The sequence below is a fragment of the Agromyces sp. Root1464 genome (assembly GCF_001427265.1).
Classification (GTDB): Bacteria; Actinomycetota; Actinomycetes; order Actinomycetales; family Microbacteriaceae; genus Agromyces; species Agromyces fucosus.
Map to the genome: position 1 here is coordinate 162,070 of NZ_LMFU01000003.1, position 16,619 is coordinate 178,688.

Here is a 16,619-nt window from a genome sequence, read left to right on the forward strand (position 1 = left end):
GACGAACGAACCTACGAGCGTTCGTTGCCTCGACGATAGTTGCCGCTCGCGCGCGCGAGAAGGTGCTGCACCTGTGAATCGTCGGCGCGCTGCAGGCCGGCCACGAGCCTGGCCGCCTCGCGCCCGCCGACGGTCATCACCGGTTGGCCGCCACGGAACACGGTCACGCCGCCCTGCTTCGTGATGCGGTACTCGAAGGGGTCGGTCGCGAGGCGACCCCGCTCGTCTGACGCGCCGTTGCGTCCGGACATGGTGCTCCTATCGCAGGCTCTTCGTGTGCCAGACCGTCTTCGTCTCGGTGAACGCGGCGATGCGGCCGAGCGCGGGCGCCGCGGCATCCGGGCCCGACTCCGGTCGCAGCACGCGCTTCAGCGTGTCGGCCGCGTCGACCTCGAGCGAGATCCAGTCGAGCGCGCCCGCGCCGACCAGATCGAGCGCGTTGACGTCGGCATGGCTCGCGAGCCACGGCGCGATCTCGGCGGGCGAGCCCGTCAGCACGTTGACGACGCCCTTCGGCACGTCGCTCGTCGCGAGCACCTCGGCGAGGCTGATCGCCGACAGCGGGAAGCGCTCGCTCGCGACCGCCACGACGGCGTTGCCCGCCACGAGCGCCGGCGCGACCGCGGACACGAAGCCGAGGAGCGAGCTGTCTTGCGGCACGACGATCGCCACGACGCCGGTCGGCTCCGGCACCGAGATGTTGAAGTACGGTCCGGCGACGGGGTTCGCGTTGCCGGCGACCTGGGCGAACTTGTCGGCCCACCCGGCGTACCAGACCCAGCGGTCGATCGCCTCGTCGACCTGAGCGGATGCCACGGCGCGCGTGACCCCCTCGGCCTCCTCGATCTCGGCGACGAACTGCGCCCGGCGCCCCTCGAGGAGTTCGGCGATGCGGTAGAGCACCTGTCCGCGGTTGTACGCCGTGGCGCCCGACCAGCCCGAGACAGCGGCCCGTGCGGCGACGACCGCGTCGCGGGCGTCTTTCCGGGAGGCCAGCGCGGCGTTGGCGAGGAACGAGCCGTCGGCGGCGAGCACCTCGTAGGTGCGGCCCGACTCGCTGCGCGGGAACGCTCCGCCGATGTAGAGCTTGTACGTCTTCGGCACGGCGAGGCGGCTCATCGCTTCGATCCCTTCGTCGCGTTCTTGAGCGTTCGGGCGGGCTTCGCGGTCCGCGAGCGCTTCGCGGGCGCCGAGGCATCCGCTTCGACGGCCGCGGTGGATGCGCGGCCACTGATCGCCGCGTGGCTCGTCGACGACTGCCCGATCGGGGCGGGTGCGAGGTACGCGCCGAGGCCGTGACGGCCGCCCTCGCGGCCGTAGCCCGACTCCTTGTAGCCGCCGAACGGCGACGCGGGGTCGAACCGGTTGAAGGTGTTCGCCCAGATCACGCCGGCGCGCAGCTGGTCGGCGACCGCCAGGATGCGGCTGCCCTTGTCGGTCCAGATGCCGGCCGAGAGGCCGTAGGGGGTGTTGTTCGCCTTGGCGATGGCCTCGGCCGGGGTGCGGAAGGTCAGGACCGAGAGCACCGGGCCGAAGATCTCGTCGCGGGCGATGCGGCTCGAGGTCTGCACGCCCGTGAAGATCGTCGGCGCGAACCAGAAGCCGTTCTCGGGGATCTCGCAGGGCGCGGTCCAGCGCTCGGCGCCCTCGGCCTCGCCGATGTCGGAGAGCGTGCGGATGCGCTCGAGCTGCTCCTTCGAGTTGATGGCTCCGATGTCGGTGTTCTTGTCGAGCGGGTCGCCGAGGCGGAGCGTCGACAGGCGCAGCTTCAACCGCTCGACGACCTCGTCGTGGATGTTCTCCTGCACGAGGAGGCGCGAGCCGGCGCAGCAGACGTGCCCCTGGTTGAAGAAGATGCCGTTGACGATGCCCTCGACGGCCTGGTCGATGGGCGCGTCGTCGAAGACGATGTTCGCGGCCTTGCCGCCGAGCTCGAGGGTGACCTTCTTGTCGGTGCCGGCGACCTGCTTGGCGATCGCCCGGCCGACGCCGGTCGATCCGGTGAACGCGACCTTGTCGACGCCCTCGTGCGAGACGAGGGCAGCACCGGTGTCGCCCGCGCCCGTGATGATGTTCACGACGCCGGCCGGAAGCTCGGCCTGCTGCAGGATCTCGGCGAAGATGAGCGCCGTCAGCGGCGTGGTCTCGGCGGGCTTCAGCACGACGGTGTTGCCGGCGGCGAGTGCCGGGGCGATCTTCCACGCGAGCATGAGCAGCGGGAAGTTCCACGGGATCACCTGCGCGGCGACGCCGAGGGAGCGCGGGTTCGCGCCGAGGCCGGCGTGATCGAGCTTGTCGGCCCAGCCCGCGTAGTAGAAGAACCACGCTGCCACGAGGGGCACGTCGACGTCGCGCGACTCCTTGATCGGCTTGCCGTTGTCGAGGGACTCGGCGACGGCGAGCTCGCGGGCGCGCTCCTGCACGAGGCGGGCGATGCGGAAGAGGTACTTGCCGCGGTCGCGCCCGCTCATCTTCGACCAGGTGCGGTCGTAGGCGCGACGGGCGGCGGCCACCGCAGCGTCGACGTCGGCGGGGTTCGCGTTCGCGATCATCGCGATGCGCTCTTCGGTCGCCGGGCTGATGGTCTGGAACGGTTCGCCGCGGCCGTCGACGAACTCGCCGTCGATGAAGAGGCCGTAGCTGTCGCGGAGCGAGAGGATCGCGCGCGACTCGGGTGCGGGTGCGTAGTCGAGGAAGCTCATGTTGTCCGTCTCAGTCGATCGTCACGTAGTCGGCGCCGGAGTAGTGCCCGGTCGCGATCTTCTGCCGCTGCAGCAGCACGTCGTTCAGGAGGCTCGAGGCTCCGAAGCGGAAGAGGTGCGGCTGCAGCCAGTCTTCGCCGACGGTCTCCGCGACCGTCACGAGGTACTTGATGGCGTCCTTCGACGAGCGGATGCCGCCGGCGGGCTTGACCCCGATGCGCTGGCCCGTCGCGAGGTGCCAGTCGCGCACGACCTCGAGCATGAGGAGCGTGACCGGCAGCGTCGCCGCGGGGGCCACCTTGCCGGTCGAGGTCTTGATGAAGTCGCCGCCCGCGAGGATCGAGAGCCACGACGCGCGGCGCACGTTGTCGTAGGTCACGAGCTCGCCGGTCTCGAGGATCACCTTGAGGCTCGCGCTCGTGCCGTCTGGACGGGCGCACGCCGCCTTCACCGCGGCGATCTGGTCGAAGACGAGGCCGTAGCGACCGGCGAGGAACGCCCCGCGGTCGATGACCATGTCGATCTCGTCGGCACCCGCTGCGACGGCCTCGGCCGTGTCGGCGAGCTTGATGTCGAGCGAGGCGCGGCCGCTCGGGAAGGCCGTCGCCACCGCGGCGACGGAGATGAGGCCGTCGTCGGGGTCGCCGTGCGCGGCGCCGAGGGCGTCGACCGCGAATGGCACCATGTCGCCGTAGACGCAGACGGCTGCGACGCGAGGCGTCGAGGCATCCGACGGGTCGGGGTTGACCGCCTTCGCGACGAGGGAGCGCACCTTGCCGGGAGTGTCGGCGCCTTCGAGCGTCGTGAGGTCGATGAGCTCGATGATGCGGTCGAGCGCCCACTTCTTGGAGCTCGTCTTGATCGAACGCGTGCCGAGCCCGGCAGCGCGCTGCTCGAGGCCGACGGCGTCGACGCCCGCGATGCCGTGCAGGTAGCGCCGCAGGGTCGCATCGTCGGGCTCGCCGCCGAGCACGGCGATGGCCCGCTCGCGGGCTGAGACGAGGGAGGTGCCTGACATGAGAGGTGACCTGGCTTTCGTGAGAGGTGCGATGGGACGGCGTCAGCCGTCGAGGAGGTGGAGGGCGGTGGCCTCGTCGGTGACGAGCACCGAGCAGAGACTGCTGCGCACGACCGCGTCGGCGACGGCGAGCTTGCCCGGCCCCGAGATCACGGCGATCGCGAGGTGCGCCTTGCGCAGTTCGTCGAGCGTGAGGCCCACGGTGCGCGCGTCGAGCGCCGGGTCGACGATGTTGCCGTCGGAGTCGATGTAGCGGCCCACGACGTCGCCGACGGCGCCTTTCTGCACGAGCAGGTCGACGTCGGGCGCCGAGAGGTACCCGCTCTCGACGTGCACCGAGGAGTGATCGGCGGCGCCGGCACTGAACAGGTACGCGTCGGCCGAGCGGGCGAGTTCGATGACGCCGGCGACGACGCGGTCGGACTCGATCGCCTCTTTCGTCTCGAGCCGCTCGAGGATCGCGGGACTCGGCAGCAGCGTGGCACTGCCGCCGCCCTTCTGGGCGATGCCGACCGCGGTGGCCGCTGCGGTGCCCGGCCGGCGGTTGAGGCTCACGCCGCCGTTGATCTGCACGACGTTGACGCCCGTCGCCCAGCCCTGACGGAGGTGCTGCGAGATCTCGAAGAGCGTGCGGCCCCAGCTCACGCCGAGGGTGCGCGGCACCGGCCGCAGCGCAGTCAGGTAGTCGGCCGCCGCCTGGGCGGTGCGAGCCTGGAGCTCTTCGGGCGAGGTGACCCCGGCCGTCGACACGACGATCGCGTCGGCGAGCCCGCGCTCGTCGCGGAGGCGCCGCTCGATCGGCAGGCGCCTGGCCCGCGGATGCAGGATCTCGATGCGGATGAACCCGCGCTGCTTCGCCTGTGCGAGGAGACGCCCGACCTTCCACCGGGTGAGGCGCAGCGCCTGCCCGATCTCGTCTTGGGTCTTGTTCTCTTCGTAGTAGAGCTCAGCCGCCCTGATCGAGAGCAGTTCGTCGATCTCGTCCATGCGCCTCCTCGTTCCCCTCCAGCGTAGGCACGTGGATGCGCATCAGCAACACTCGCAGGCGATCGTGCTCATATGAGCAGACGAGCGGATGTCGCGCGCGCCCGAGCGACACCGAGGCGAGCACCTCGCGACGGTGCCGGAACGGTGTCCGATCCGGGCCTCAGCCGCCGAGCAGCGGCGGCTCCCCCTGCACGCGCGCGGCCGTCGCTGCCGCCACCGCGTTCGCGGACGCCGTCGCCCGTCCGCGATGCCGCACGAGCACGAGGGCACTGATGCCGACGAGCACCAGGAAGGCGATCGAGAGGGCGCCGAGCGCGAACCAGTTCGCGTCGAGCCCGAGCACGATGCCCGCCGAGACGACCGTGATGCCGGCTGCGGCGAGCTTCGACCCGCTCTTGAGCTTCAGCGCCGGCGAGAATCGGCCGCCCGGGCCGTCACCGTCGGCGAGCAGGATGTCGGCGAACGAGTCGATCGTCGCGAACAGCGCGCCGCTGTAGGCCAATGCGCAGCCGAGCGCACCCCAGAGGTTCGGTGCCTTCGGTGCGGCGGCGACCTCGGCGAGTTGCAGGAAGGTGTCCATGGCACCCGGATACTACGACCGCACCGCGACCGCGGCAATGGTGCAGCCGAGGAGGCCCGCCGCTCAGGCGGTGTGCTCGTCCTCGAGGTAGCCGGGGCGAGCGACGACCGCACCGGCGATGGCCGCAGGCACGGCGGAGGCGAGCAGGAAGACGATCGGCCAGGTCCACCCGCCCGTCGCCTCGTGCAGGAGCCCGACGACGAGCGGCCCGATGGCGACGATCAGGTAGCCGCCGGACTGCACGAAGCCCGAGAGGGCGACGGAACCCGCATGGGTTCGCGTGCGCAGGTTGATGAGCACGAGGGCGAGGGGGAAGAGCAGCGGCCCGGTGCCGGCCAGCGCGACCCACAGCCACGTCAGCGTGCCCGGAACGAGCAGTAGGCCGAGGTACCCGACCACGAGCGTCACGACCGAGACGACCACGAGCAGCCCCACCTTGCCGTAGCGGGCGGCGAGGAGCGGCACGAGCAGCCCGGCGGGCAGGCCCATGGCGGCGTACAGCGAGAGCAGCACCCCTGCCTCACCGGGCGAGACGCCCGCGATGTCCTGCAGGATCGTCGGCAGCCAGGCGAATATCGCGTAGGCGTTGAAGCCCGAGACGGCGAAGACGATCATGAGCGACCAGGCCAGCGGCGAGCGCACTGCGTACCGGAGCAGGCCCGGATCGGCCTCCTCGGGCAGCGCCTCGATCGCGCGAGCCTTCGGATGCACGAGCACGGCGATCCACGGCACGAGCGAGATCGCCGCGACGAACGCCCACTCGCCGAGGGAGACCCGCCAGCCCGCGGCCTCCGCCACCGGCACGGCGATGAGCGGCGGCATGAATGTGCTGATCGACATCGCCGTCACGTAGATCGTCGTGACGAGGCCGATGCGATCGGGGAAGTACCGCTTCACGAGCGGCGGGAGCAGCACGTTGCCGACGCCGATCGCCGCGAACGTCGCCGCCGACGCCGCCACGAGCCAGAGCGCCGAACCCGCCAGCCCGCGACCGGCGAGCCCGATCGAGAGCGCCACGAGCGCGATGATGAGCGTCAGCTCGAGCCCGAGTCGCTTCGCGACCATCGGAGTCAGGATGCCGAAGAGCGCGTAGCAGAGCGGCGGCAGCATGCCGAGGAAGCCGACGACCACCGGCGCGAGCGGCAGCTCGACCTCGAGCTGGTGGAGGATCGGCGAGAGCGACGCCACCGCGGTGCGGAGGTTGAACGCCACGAGCACGATGCCCACGAGGGCGAGGGTTCGACCCGCCCAGAGCGGTCGGGGCGCGAGCGAGGTCATTCCCTCGAGTCTAGAGGCGGGGCGCTTCGCGCTCAGGCGCCGAGGATGACCCGTGAGCGCTCGACGTCGTCGCGGATGGTGTCGACGAGCGCCTCGATGCTCGTGAACGCGACCATGCCGCGGATGCGCTCGACGAACTCGACGTCGACGACGTGGTCGTAGAGGTCGAGCTCCCGATCGAGCACGTAGGCCTCGACCTGCTTCTTCGCGACACCCTGGAACGTCGGGTTGTCGCCGACCGAGATCGCGGCCGGATACCGCGTTCCGGCGTCGGTCAGCCAGCCCGCGTACACGCCGTCCGACGGGATGAGTCCCTCGGACTCGGGCGACAGGTTCGCCGTCGGATACCCGAGCTCGCGTCCGCGGGCAGCCCCGTGCACGACGATGCCCGACACCGTCGGCGTGTGGCCGAGCAGTTCGGTCGCCCGTCGCACGTCGCCCTCGGCGAGGAGCTCGCGGATCCACGTGGAGGAGACGCGCCGCTCCCCCTCGGGCCGCACGTCGTCGATGACTTCGACCGTGAACCCGAACTTCGCACCGAGCTCGATCAGCAGCGGCACGTCTCCCGCGCCCCGGGCTCCGTAGCGGAAGTCGGCGCCGACGAGCACGGCCTTGGCGTCGAGCGCGTCGACCAGCACGCGCTCGACGAATTCGGTGGCCGGCACCGAGGCGAGCGCGCGGTCGAACGGCAGCAGCAGCGTGGCGTCGACGCCCGTCGTGGCGAGCAGCTCGAGCTTCTGGCGCACGCTCACGAGCGAGTCGGGGCACTTGTCGGGTGCCAGCAGGGCGAGCGGGTTGCGGTCGAAGGTGACGACGATCGTCGCGAGCTCGCGTTGCTCGGCGATGCCGCGGGCGCGGGCGATGACCGCTCGGTGGCCCTGGTGCACGCCGTCGAACTTGCCGATCGTCACGACGGACGGGCCGAGACCCGTGGGCACGGCGCCGAGTCCCTTGAAGGTCTTCACGAGGCATCCGCTTTCGAAGTCGGGCGATGACGTGCGAGCCACCACATTCCGAGCACGGGCAGCACGAGGGGGATGAACAGGTAGCCGGCACCGAATCGCGACCACACAGTGTCGTGCGGGAAGAGTTCGGGGAAGACGATGCTCAGCGTGCCGATGACGATGACGCCGGTGAACTCGAACACGATCGTCGCCCAGGCGACGCGGTACCAACCCGCCCCGGGTCGGATCAACGCGATGGTCGCGACGATGTAGACGACCGCGGCGAGCGCCGAGAGCGTGTACGCGAGCGGCGCCTCGTCGAACTTCGATGCGATCTGCACGAACGAGCGCCCCGTCGCCGCGAGCGCGAGCACCCCGTACACGGCCACGAGCACTCGCCCGATGCCGCTCATCCGTCGGCCTTCTCGTGCCTCGGGTTCGGCACTGCGCACGTCACTCATGTCGATCGATTCTCTCAGACGGGCGCTCACGCCTGCTGCACGGTCCAGATCTGGAACATTCGGTAGACCATGACGCCCACCGACAGCGCGGCGACGCCGAGGATGACCGTCGACCAGCGGTTGCGTTCGAGCAGCGCCCAGAAGGCGGCCGCGGGCGGAAGGATGAGGGCGCCGACGAGGTAGGTGCCGAACTCGAGCACGCTGCCCGTCGGCTCGTTGCCGAGCGCCGGCGCGATGAACGCGACGACGACCTGCACGAGGAGGAGGACCTCGACGAGGGCGAGTGCACCGATCGTCAGATCGCCCGGCACCCGACCGGCGAGCCCCATCGCGATGCAGAGCAGGCCGGCCGCGACCGCGACGGCGAGCTGCACCCAGGTGAACCACTCGATCATGCTTCGCCGCCCTGCGGCTCTGCGGGCGGGAATCCGGTGACGACCTTCAGCTGCCGTCCGCGGGGTTCGACGATCGCGACCAGGTGGTCGCGAGGGTCGATGGCAGCGAGCACCGCGGGCACCGGGGCGTCGGATGCCTCGAGGCCGGCCACCGCGTCGACGTCGACCCGCTTGCCGTGGCCGAGGTCGACGGCCTGCTGGGCCGTGAGCGTCACGGTGGGCAGGGCCCGCCGCGCGGCATCCGCTGGGCTCATGATGGCGCTCGCGACGTCGAATCCCTCGAGCTCGCCGGCCTCGTCGACGCCGAAGCGACCGATGCGCGTACGCCGGAGCGCGGTGAGGTGTCCGCCCGTGCCGAGCGCGGCGCCGAGGTCCCGCGCGAGGGCGCGGATGTACGTGCCCGACGAGCACTCGACGCGGACGTCGACGTCGAGGTGGCCGTCGCCGGCCCGGAACGCGAGGATCTCGAACGCCGAGACGGTGACCTTGCGGGACGCCAGTTCGACGGTCTCGCCGTCGCGCACGCGCTGGTACGCGCGCTTGCCGGCGACCTTGATGGCGCTGACCGCGCTCGGCACTTGCTCGATGGCTCCCGTGAGCGGCACGATCGCGGCCCGCACGTCGTCTTCGGCGACCGCGGCGACGACGTCGGCGGAGGCGGCGGCGAGCGCGTCGCCCTCGGCGTCATCGGTCGTCGTGTTCCACCCGAGGCGGATGGTGGCGAGGTATTCCTTGTCGAGGCCGACGAGGTAGTGCAGGAGGCGGGTGGCGCCGTTCACGCCCAGGACGAGGAGGCCAGTGGCCATCGGGTCGAGGGTCCCTGCGTGGCCGATCTTGCGCGTGCCGGCGAGGCGGCGCATGCGCGAGACCACGTCGTGGCTCGTGATTCCCTGCGGCTTGTCGACGAGGAGGATGCCGCTGTTCACGCCGTACAGGCTAACAGCCGCACGCGGCCCGCCCGCGCGACCGGCCCGCGCGGGCACGCCTACGCTGGAGCGGTGAGGATCGGCATCATCGGCGCAGGCGCGCTCGGCGGCACGTTCGCGGCACTGCTCTCCAAGGCGGGCCACGACGTGGAGGTCACGGCACGCGGCGCAGGGCTCGCGGCGATCCGCGAGTCGGGCATCGCCCTCAGCGGCGCCTACGGGGAGGTGCATGCCCGCGTGACCGCCGGCGAGCGGCTCACGATGGCCCCCGAACTCGTGCTCGTCTGCACGAAGGCGCAGGACGCGGCATCCGCCATCGCCGACAACGCCGAGCTCATCGGCGACGTGCCCGTCGTCGTCGTGCAGAACGGCCTCGACGGCGTCAGGACCGCTGAACGGCTCCTCCCCCGCGCCTCCTGCATGGGCCTGCTCTCGATCATCGCCGCCAACTACACGGAGCCCGGTGTCGTGCGTGTCACGACGCCGGCGACGAGCTACCTCGGACGCGGCGACGGCCCGGCCGACGCCGAGTGCACGCGCGTCGCCGCCGTGCTCTCCGCGGCGGTTCCGGTCGTCGCGATCCCCGGTTTCCGAGGCGCGCAGTGGACGAAGCTCGTCGTCAACATGCTGAACGCCGTGCCCGCGATCGTCGGCCGCAGCGTGCAGGACGTCGTCGACGACCGACGCCTGCGCCGCGTCGTGACGGCATCGATGCGGGAGACCGTGCGCATCGCCGTCGCCCAGGGCGTGCACTTCGGCTCGCTGCAGGGGCTCGGCGACCGGCGTCTGCGGTTCTTCGCACGACTGCCGCTCGCGATCGGACAAATGCTGCCGTGGTCGATGCGCGTGCGCATGGGCGGCGTGCCGAACCTCGGATCGACGCAGCAGAGCCTGCGGCGCGGGCAGCCGACCGAGATCGACTTCCTGAACGGCGCGGTCGTGCGCCAGGCCTCGGCCGTCGGCCTCGACGCGCCCGTGAACCGGGCGCTCACCGCGCTCGTGCACGAGGTCGAGAAACGCGGCTCGTCGCTGCCGGTCGAGCGCGTGCTCGCCGACGTGCCGGCCTGAGCGACGACGAGCGTACCGGCCCGGGCGACGACGAAGGGGGCCCGGCGAACCGGGCCCCCTCAGTCATTCTCGGCGAACGCTATGCGCGCCGGCGGCGGATGCGAGCCACCACGAGGAACGCGGCACCGGCGATCACGATGATGCCCGCGACGATCGCGATCGATGTGCCGGCGAAGCCGGTCTCGGCGAGGGCCGTGCTGCCGTTGCCGCCACCCGGGGGCGTTGCTTCCGGGCCGGTGGCGCATACGGGAGTCGCCTCCGGGTACGAGATCGTCACCGCGGTCTCGGGGTTCACGACGAGCTTCGCCTCCGTGATACCGCGGGTCCAGGCGAAGTTGCCGTCGGTCTCGACCCACTTGCCGTCGACGAGCGCCCAGCCCGGCCATCCGTTGGCCTTGCCGTCGGCGTCGACAGAGGCACCGGGCCACAGCTTCTTGCCTTCGAGCGTGCCGTCGGACTTGAGGTCACCCAGCACGATCGTCTCGGTGTTCGTGCCGTCGGTCATGACGAGGGAGACCGATCGGTTCGTCACCGTGCCCTCGGGGTCGGTCAGCTTCACGTTGTAGTGGATCCACGGGGAGTCCGCCTCGCAGACACCCGTCGCCACGGAACCGTCGAGCGTCGCCGTCTCCGTCGTGGGGTCGCAGTCCTCATCGGTGAAGACGTGCTCGAAGGTCTTCGTGGTCGCGCCGTCGGTGAAGGTCTTGGTGCCCTTCACCGTCGCCGTCAGCCGCTCGAGACCGCCGACGAGTCCGGTCGTCGACCAGTCGATGTCATCGGTGTCCGACGGCAGGGTGAAGCCGTCGGCGTCGGTGCCGCACTTGTCCGCCCAGGCAGGGTCGCCCGGAATGGCGAGCTTCTCGGGGTCGGGCGTCGTCGGCGTGAAATAGCTGTACGAGTAGTGGCTGACGGAGTCCTTGTCGGGGTGATCGATGACGACCGTCGCCTGCGGGGGCACGACAGGCACGAAGTACTTCGTGGTGCCGGCCTTGACGCAATAGCCGTCGATCAACTGTCCCGCGGGCGCCGTGACGGTGACCGTCGCGGGGCTGCCGGTCGTGTCGATCTTGCCGGAATCGAGCGGTTCGCAGATGAAATCGGGCTGAGCGGCCTGGGCGGGCAATGCGCCGACGGCGAGGGTCAGCGCGAGCGCGCCGACCATCGTCGCCGCGACGCGGAGTGCGCGGGTGTTCCTCATCGAATGAATCTCCTGGGGTCGGCCGGCGTGGGCCTGCGATACCAGGAGCGTCGACTGCGCGCCGAAGCGCGACGTGCCGTGCGAGTCCGATGCGACCGGCACACGGGTATATGCCGTGGTCGTGTTCGGACGTGCGCGGCCAGATCGCCGCGTGGTGCAGCGTCGATCAGCTCGGGTGTTTCGGGTTTCGGGTATCACTGCTGCCGGGGGCGGTGCAATGTCGTCAAGTATGTCGTCCGAAAAGGGGACAGGCTCGCCGTTGCGGCCCCGGAGATGGTGATTCACCCCCGAACTGGGGTATCAGCACCGAGGGGACCCGGCGAACCGGGCCCCCTCAGTCGTGCTTCAGCGAATGCTATGCCCGCTTGCGGCGGATTCGAGCCACCACGAGGAACGCGACACCGGCGATCACGATGATGCCGGCGACGATCGCGATCGTCGTTCCGGCGAAACCGGTGCTGGCGAGGCCCGTACCGTTCGACGCGGCGGGAGTACCGCCCTCGCCGCCCGGAGGCGTGACCTTCGGTCCGATGGCACAGTTCGGCGTGGCCGGCGGGTACGAGATCTTCACGTCGAGCTCGGGGTTGACCACGAGCTGTGCCGTGATGTCACCGCGAGTCCAGGCGAAGTTGTCGTCGACCTCGATCCACTTGTCGCCGACGAGCGCCCAGCCGGGCCATCCGTTGGCCTTGCCATCGGCATCGACGGACGCACCGGGCCAGAGCACCTTGCCCGACAGGCTGCCGTTCTCGAGGTCGCCCAGCACGATCGTCTCGGTGTTGGTGCCGTCGGTCATCACGAGCGAGGCCGTGTTGCCGGTCGACTGGCTGTCGGGGTCCGTCATCTCGACATCGAAGGTGATCCACGGCGAGTCCGCCTCGCAGACGCCGGTCGCGAACGAACCAGTGAGCGTCGGCGCAATGCAGGGCTTGTCACTGTACGGGAACGCCCAGGTGACCGGGCCCCCCTCCTCGAACGCGTATCCGGGCTTCGCCGTGGCGGTCACCGTCCAGACCCCGTTCGCGTCGGCCGAGGCCCAGTCGATGGTGTCGGTGTCCGACGGAACCGTCAGCTTCTCGTTGTCGGGACCGCACTTGTCGGAGAATTCCGGCGCACCCACGAGCTCGATCGCACAAGGAGCGTCGTTCACCACGAAGGTCCACTCGTCCTTGGCACCGACCGGGAATGCGGAGCCGGCCTTGGCGGTCGCGGTGACCGTGATCGTGCCGTTCTCCTCCGAGGAGTTCCAGTCGATCGTGTCCGTGTCTTCGGGGACGGTCAGCTTCTCGTTGTCAGCACCGCACTTGTCGCTGAACGTCGGCTCGCCGACGACGTCGACGATGCACGGTGCGTCGTTGATCGTGAAGGTCCATGCCTTCGTCGCACCCTCGGGGAAGACGTTGCCCGGCTTCGCCGTCGCAGTGACCGTGATGACGCCATCGACCTCGGTCGAGTTCCAGTCGATCGTCGCCGTGTCCTCGGGAACCGTCAACTTCTCGTTGTCAACACCGCACTTGTCACTGAAGTCGGGGGCGCCGACCAGCTCGATCACGCACGGCTTGTCGTCGATCGTGAAGGTCCATGCCTTCGTCGCACCCTCGGGGAAGACGTTGCCCGGCTTCGCCGTCGCAGTGACCGTGATGACTCCATCGACCTCGGTCGAGTTCCAGTCGATCGTCGCCGTGTCCTCGGGAACCGTCAACTTCTCGTTGTCGGCACCGCACTTGTCGGAGAACGCGGGAGCGCCGACGACCTGCACGACGCAGGGCTTGTCGTCGATCGTGAACGTCCACGTCGTCTTCTCGCCCTTCTTGAACTCGTAGCCCGGCTTCGCCGTCGCCGTCACCGTGATGACGCCGTCCGACTCCGATGAGTTCCAGTCGATCCTCGCCGTGTCTTCAGGCACGGTCAGTTTCTCGTTGTCTGGTCCGCAGGTGTCGGAGAACGTCGGTGCGCCCTCGACCGGGATCTTGACGACGGGCTTGACGCAGTCCTCGTACTCGAGCAGGCTCTGATCGCCCTGTGCCGGCACCGAGATGACCTTGCCGTGCTTCTTGTACGAGAATGCCGGCCAGATGTCGCCCTTGTGGTCGATGTGGCCCGCGTTGTAGAAGGCTTCGACGGCCGTCTCGATGCGCACGTACGGGTTGGAGGCACTGCCGGTCGCGTGGCAGAACTCGATCTTCTTCACGGGCGTCTCGTCACCGCAGTCGCCCGCGAGCTGCTGCTTGAGCTGCCCGTCGGATCCCTTGGTCGCCCCGTTCCACGTCGTGTACGCGTAGACCCAGGGGCCGAAGCTCTTCGTGTCGCCGGCCAGCTGCTCGGTACCGAGCGTGATGGTCTTGTTGCCGGTCGTCGAGATCGGCCCGCGGTCCATGCCCTTCGCGCTCTTCGGCGTCCCGTCGAACTTGGTGGTGCCGACGCGCCACATCGTCGTGCCGGTCTTGCCGCTCGGCACGTTCGAGAGGGTCAACGTGTACGTCACGTCGTACATGCCGGTCTCGGTGTTGCAGACGGCATTGGCCTTGAGGTCGCCGGTGTGCGCGCTCGCGGGCGCTGCGACGCCGACGACGGCGATTCCCGCGCCGAGCGCGAGTGAGGTGAGGATGGCCGCGATGCGGCGGAACGGGCGTCGTGACGACCATCGCACACGAGTGCGGGCATCGCCGTCGGCGTGCGCCAGAGCGGCGCCGGGCTTGCTCATTCGGGGTGTCTCCATCGGTCGGCCCGGCAGGGTCGTCGAATCCGAGGTGACGGCGGCGCTCGGGGCGCACAGCGACGCCGACGGGCGCGGTGCGCTCGTCGACTGACGTCGGGTGGTTCGGGTGGTGATTTCGGGTTCGCGTAGCCGGGGGGCTTGGCTGTGTCCCCCATTATGTCCTCAGAAACGGGGACACGTCACCCTTTTCCTCGATCGGGGTACGAAATTCCTCCCGAATGGGGGACAAACCGGGCTGCGACGGCCCTGCGGCCGGTCAGCAGCTGTCGAAGAAGCGCCGACGCGGATGCTCCGGGTCGCTGTTGTCGATCACCACTGATGCCTCCAGACGAGGGTCGCTCTCGGCGTAGGCGATCCGGTCGGCAGGATCCAAGGGGTCGCCGTCGAGCGCGATGCGCACGTCCCAGAGGCCGGCGAGCCGCGGGCGGAGCACGAATCGACCGTCGAGCACGAGGATCGCGTCCTCGGGCCCCGTGATCCACTTCGGTTCCACCCATGCGTCCCGCGTCGGATCGAAGACCCGGGTGACGAAGGCGGTCGAGCCGCCGAGTCGGAACGGCTCGACGAGCACGCGGCGCAGTGCCGACTCGTCGAATCCGTACCGGTAGTACCGATCCGGGGTGTCGTCGCCGAAGACCGCCTGCGCCTCCCGCGAACGGTGGAAGCCCTCCATGCTCGCGCGGAACACCGCGTGGTCGCGTTCCGCGAGCACCTCGGCGAGATCGTCGGCGAGCTCGGTCTTGCCGCTTCGCAGCGGTCCGTCGATCGCGACGATCATGCGCCCGCGGCCGTGGTGCTGCAGCACCTCGTCGGCGATCGAGCGCAGGAAGGTGACCCGGGGCGTGGTGACGAGCCTCATGCGATGAGCCTAGCTCCGGGACATCCGCATCGCCGTAGGCTGGACGGATGCCCCGAACGCCGACCCCTGACGCGATCGCGCCTGCGGTCGTCGCCTGGTTCGCGGATGCCGCGCGGCCGCTGCCGTGGCGCGCCGCCGACGTCTCCCCGTGGGCCGTGCTCGTGAGCGAGTTCATGCTGCAGCAGACGCAGGTCGCGAGGGTCGTGCCACGGTGGGAGGCGTGGATCGAGCGCTGGCCGACACCCGCAGCCCTCGCGGCGGAGCCGCCGTCGGAGGCGGTGCGCGCGTGGGACCGGCTGGGGTATCCGCGACGTGCGCTGTGGCTCCATCGCGCGGCGGTCGAGATCGTCGAGCGGCACGGCGGCGAGGTGCCCGCCGACCTCGAGGCACTGCTCGCCCTGCAGGGCGTCGGACCGTACACGGCGCGCGCGATCGCGGCGTTCGCCTTCGGGCTGCGGGTCCCGGTCGTCGACACCAACACGCGACGGGTCATCGCTCGCGCGGTCTCGGGGCAGGCCGAGCCGGGCCCGCCGTCGACGAAGCAGGACCTCGCCGCGATGGCGGAGCTGCTCCCCCGCGACGACGATGAAGCCCGCCGGTTCAACGCGGGCGCCATGGAGCTCGGTGCCACGGTCTGCACGGCGCGGGCGCCTGAATGCGGTGCCTGCCCGATCGCCGGCTCCTGCGCCTGGCGCGACGCCGGCTACCCCGCCTACACGGGCCCGAGGAAGGCCGTGCAGGCGCGCTTCGAGGGCTCCGACCGCCAGGTGCGCGGACTCGTCATGCGCGAGCTCAGGGCGGCGCACCGCCCCGTCGGACGAGCCGAGTTCGAGCCCGTCTGGGCCGACGTCGCACAGCTCGACCGTGCGCTCATGACGCTCGTCGCCGACGGACTCGCCGTTCGTGACGACGACGGCTACCGGCTGCCCGAGGGCTGATCAGCGCGCGGCATCCGATTCGTCGACGCTGTCGTCGCCGTCGAGGATCTCTTCGCCGTCCTCGTCGAACTCGCGGGGCTTCACGTACGGGTCGGCCTCGCCGGCGTACTCGGCCGTCGCGGCGAGCGACGCCGTCTCGGCGTCGCGCGTCTGCGCCTCGCGGAGGAGTGCGCTGATGTGCTCGGCGTTCTCGGGGATCGCGTCGGCGATGAACTCGAGCGACGGGGTGAGCCGCGCCGTGATGTTGCGTCCGACCTCGCTGCGGAGCATCCCGGTCGCGGCCTTGAGGGCCTTGGCCGAGTCTTCGCGCTCCTCGTCGGTGCCGTACACCGTGTAGAAGATGCTCGCGTGCTGCAGGTCGCCCGTGACGCGGACGTCGGTGATCGTGACGAACCCGAGTCTCGGGTCGCGCAGGCCCTTGTCGAGCCGCTTGGCCACGATCTCCTTGATGCGATCGGCCATCTTCCTGGCCCGTGCCGGATCCGCCATGTCCCTCAGCCCTTCTTCTCCCCCGGGGCCTTGCACCCTTGGGGTTCCTGATTCTTC

The 16,619-nt window shown here is 70.2% G+C and carries 17 protein-coding genes; 2 read left to right on the plus strand and 15 right to left on the minus strand.

Going from position 1 to position 16,619, the window contains the following annotated elements:
• Positions 1–11: 11 nt before the first annotated feature.
• From ASD23_RS16410 to truB, 11 genes are all read right to left on the minus strand, one after another.
• Positions 12–251 carry a hypothetical protein gene (locus tag ASD23_RS16410; RefSeq protein ID WP_056013881.1) on the minus strand — a complete coding sequence of 80 codons (240 nt, stop codon included), beginning with the start codon at positions 249–251 and terminating at the stop codon, positions 12–14.
• 7 nt (positions 252–258) lie between these two features.
• A complete protein-coding gene (locus tag ASD23_RS16415) occupies positions 259–1,119 on the minus strand; it encodes an aldehyde dehydrogenase family protein (protein WP_056013884.1) in 861 nt (286 codons plus the stop codon).
• The gene (locus ASD23_RS16420; RefSeq protein WP_082571610.1) at positions 1,116–2,702 is read right to left on the minus strand and encodes an aldehyde dehydrogenase family protein; all 1,587 of its coding nucleotides are present in this window, start codon (positions 2,700–2,702) and stop codon (positions 1,116–1,118) included. The genes ASD23_RS16415 and ASD23_RS16420 overlap by 4 nt, the downstream gene beginning before the upstream one ends.
• A 10-nt stretch (positions 2,703–2,712) precedes the next feature.
• Entirely contained in the window at positions 2,713–3,720 is a 1,008-nt protein-coding gene (gene deoC / locus ASD23_RS16425) for a deoxyribose-phosphate aldolase (RefSeq protein WP_056013888.1), read from the minus strand.
• 42 nt (positions 3,721–3,762) lie between these two features.
• Positions 3,763–4,707 carry a sugar-binding transcriptional regulator gene (locus tag ASD23_RS16430; protein WP_056013891.1) on the minus strand — a complete coding sequence of 315 codons (945 nt, stop codon included), beginning with the start codon at positions 4,705–4,707 and terminating at the stop codon, positions 3,763–3,765.
• Positions 4,708–4,867: 160 nt separating this feature from the next.
• Entirely contained in the window at positions 4,868–5,287 is a 420-nt protein-coding gene (locus ASD23_RS16435) for a hypothetical protein (RefSeq protein WP_056013894.1), read from the minus strand.
• Between the two features lie 63 nt (positions 5,288–5,350).
• The gene (locus ASD23_RS16440; protein ID WP_056013897.1) at positions 5,351–6,565 is read right to left on the minus strand and encodes an MFS transporter; all 1,215 of its coding nucleotides are present in this window, start codon (positions 6,563–6,565) and stop codon (positions 5,351–5,353) included.
• A 32-nt stretch (positions 6,566–6,597) separates the two neighbouring features.
• Positions 6,598–7,530 (minus strand): bifunctional riboflavin kinase/FAD synthetase, encoded by a 933-nt coding sequence (locus ASD23_RS16445; protein ID WP_056013901.1) that lies wholly within the window; start codon positions 7,528–7,530, stop codon positions 6,598–6,600.
• The gene (locus ASD23_RS16450) at positions 7,527–7,970 is read right to left on the minus strand and encodes a hypothetical protein (RefSeq protein ID WP_056013905.1); all 444 of its coding nucleotides are present in this window, start codon (positions 7,968–7,970) and stop codon (positions 7,527–7,529) included. Before ASD23_RS16450 ends, ASD23_RS16445 begins: the two co-directional genes overlap by 4 nt.
• Positions 7,971–7,996: 26 nt before the next feature.
• A complete protein-coding gene (locus ASD23_RS16455; RefSeq protein ID WP_056013908.1) occupies positions 7,997–8,365 on the minus strand; it encodes a hypothetical protein in 369 nt (122 codons plus the stop codon).
• Positions 8,362–9,291: a tRNA pseudouridine(55) synthase TruB gene (gene truB, locus ASD23_RS16460; RefSeq protein WP_056013911.1), complete on the minus strand. Its 930-nt coding sequence runs from the start codon at positions 9,289–9,291 to the stop codon at positions 8,362–8,364. Before truB ends, ASD23_RS16455 begins: the two co-directional genes overlap by 4 nt.
• Before the next feature lie 72 nt (positions 9,292–9,363).
• On the opposite strand from truB, the gene ASD23_RS16465 reads away from it, so the two are divergent.
• Positions 9,364–10,359 carry a ketopantoate reductase family protein gene (locus ASD23_RS16465; RefSeq protein ID WP_056013914.1) on the plus strand — a complete coding sequence of 332 codons (996 nt, stop codon included), beginning with the start codon at positions 9,364–9,366 and terminating at the stop codon, positions 10,357–10,359.
• A 79-nt stretch (positions 10,360–10,438) separates the two neighbouring features.
• Here the strand turns inward: ASD23_RS16465 and ASD23_RS19130 are convergent, their stop codons facing one another.
• The 3 genes from ASD23_RS19130 to ASD23_RS19020 all read right to left on the minus strand — a co-directional run bounded on the left by ASD23_RS19130 (position 10,439) and on the right by ASD23_RS19020 (position 15,135).
• Positions 10,439–11,557: a hypothetical protein gene (locus ASD23_RS19130; protein ID WP_200941746.1), complete on the minus strand. Its 1,119-nt coding sequence runs from the start codon at positions 11,555–11,557 to the stop codon at positions 10,439–10,441.
• A gap of 355 nt (positions 11,558–11,912) precedes the next feature.
• A complete protein-coding gene (locus tag ASD23_RS19365; protein WP_235507791.1) occupies positions 11,913–14,261 on the minus strand; it encodes an InlB B-repeat-containing protein in 2,349 nt (782 codons plus the stop codon).
• Between the two features lie 271 nt (positions 14,262–14,532).
• The gene (locus ASD23_RS19020; RefSeq protein WP_056013917.1) at positions 14,533–15,135 is read right to left on the minus strand and encodes a hypothetical protein; all 603 of its coding nucleotides are present in this window, start codon (positions 15,133–15,135) and stop codon (positions 14,533–14,535) included.
• Positions 15,136–15,182: 47 nt separating this feature from the next.
• Here ASD23_RS19020 and ASD23_RS16485 point away from each other — a divergent pair, with 47 nt between their 5' ends.
• The gene (locus ASD23_RS16485) at positions 15,183–16,073 is read left to right on the plus strand and encodes an A/G-specific adenine glycosylase (protein WP_056013920.1); all 891 of its coding nucleotides are present in this window, start codon (positions 15,183–15,185) and stop codon (positions 16,071–16,073) included.
• Here ASD23_RS16485 and rbfA read toward each other — a convergent pair whose 3' ends face one another.
• Complete coding sequence (gene rbfA, locus ASD23_RS16490) at positions 16,074–16,562, minus strand: 30S ribosome-binding factor RbfA (RefSeq protein WP_056013923.1); 489 nt, start codon at positions 16,560–16,562, stop codon at positions 16,074–16,076.
• Positions 16,563–16,619: the final 57 nt, after the last annotated feature.

Bases quoted from the DNA above. Each gene is read 5' to 3' on its own strand.
- ASD23_RS16410 (WP_056013881.1), bottom strand. From the start codon at position 251: ATGTCCGGACGCAACGGCGCGTCAGACGAGCGGGGTCGCCTCGCGACC.
- ASD23_RS16415 (WP_056013884.1), bottom strand. From the start codon at position 1,119: ATGAGCCGCCTCGCCGTGCCGAAGACGTACAAGCTCTACATCGGCGGA.
- ASD23_RS16420 (WP_082571610.1), bottom strand. From the start codon at position 2,702: ATGAGCTTCCTCGACTACGCACCCGCACCCGAGTCGCGCGCGATCCTC.
- deoC (WP_056013888.1), bottom strand. From the start codon at position 3,720: ATGTCAGGCACCTCCCTCGTCTCAGCCCGCGAGCGGGCCATCGCCGTG.
- ASD23_RS16430 (WP_056013891.1), bottom strand. From the start codon at position 4,707: ATGGACGAGATCGACGAACTGCTCTCGATCAGGGCGGCTGAGCTCTAC.
- ASD23_RS16435 (WP_056013894.1), bottom strand. From the start codon at position 5,287: ATGGACACCTTCCTGCAACTCGCCGAGGTCGCCGCCGCACCGAAGGCA.
- ASD23_RS16440 (WP_056013897.1), bottom strand. From the start codon at position 6,565: ATGACCTCGCTCGCGCCCCGACCGCTCTGGGCGGGTCGAACCCTCGCC.
- ASD23_RS16450 (WP_056013905.1), bottom strand. From the start codon at position 7,970: ATGAGTGACGTGCGCAGTGCCGAACCCGAGGCACGAGAAGGCCGACGG.
- ASD23_RS16455 (WP_056013908.1), bottom strand. From the start codon at position 8,365: ATGATCGAGTGGTTCACCTGGGTGCAGCTCGCCGTCGCGGTCGCGGCC.
- ASD23_RS19130 (WP_200941746.1), bottom strand. From the start codon at position 11,557: ATGAGGAACACCCGCGCACTCCGCGTCGCGGCGACGATGGTCGGCGCG.
- ASD23_RS19365 (WP_235507791.1), bottom strand. From the start codon at position 14,261: ATGAGCAAGCCCGGCGCCGCTCTGGCGCACGCCGACGGCGATGCCCGC.
- ASD23_RS19020 (WP_056013917.1), bottom strand. From the start codon at position 15,135: ATGAGGCTCGTCACCACGCCCCGGGTCACCTTCCTGCGCTCGATCGCC.
- ASD23_RS16485 (WP_056013920.1), top strand. From the start codon at position 15,183: ATGCCCCGAACGCCGACCCCTGACGCGATCGCGCCTGCGGTCGTCGCC.
- rbfA (WP_056013923.1), bottom strand. From the start codon at position 16,562: ATGGCGGATCCGGCACGGGCCAGGAAGATGGCCGATCGCATCAAGGAG.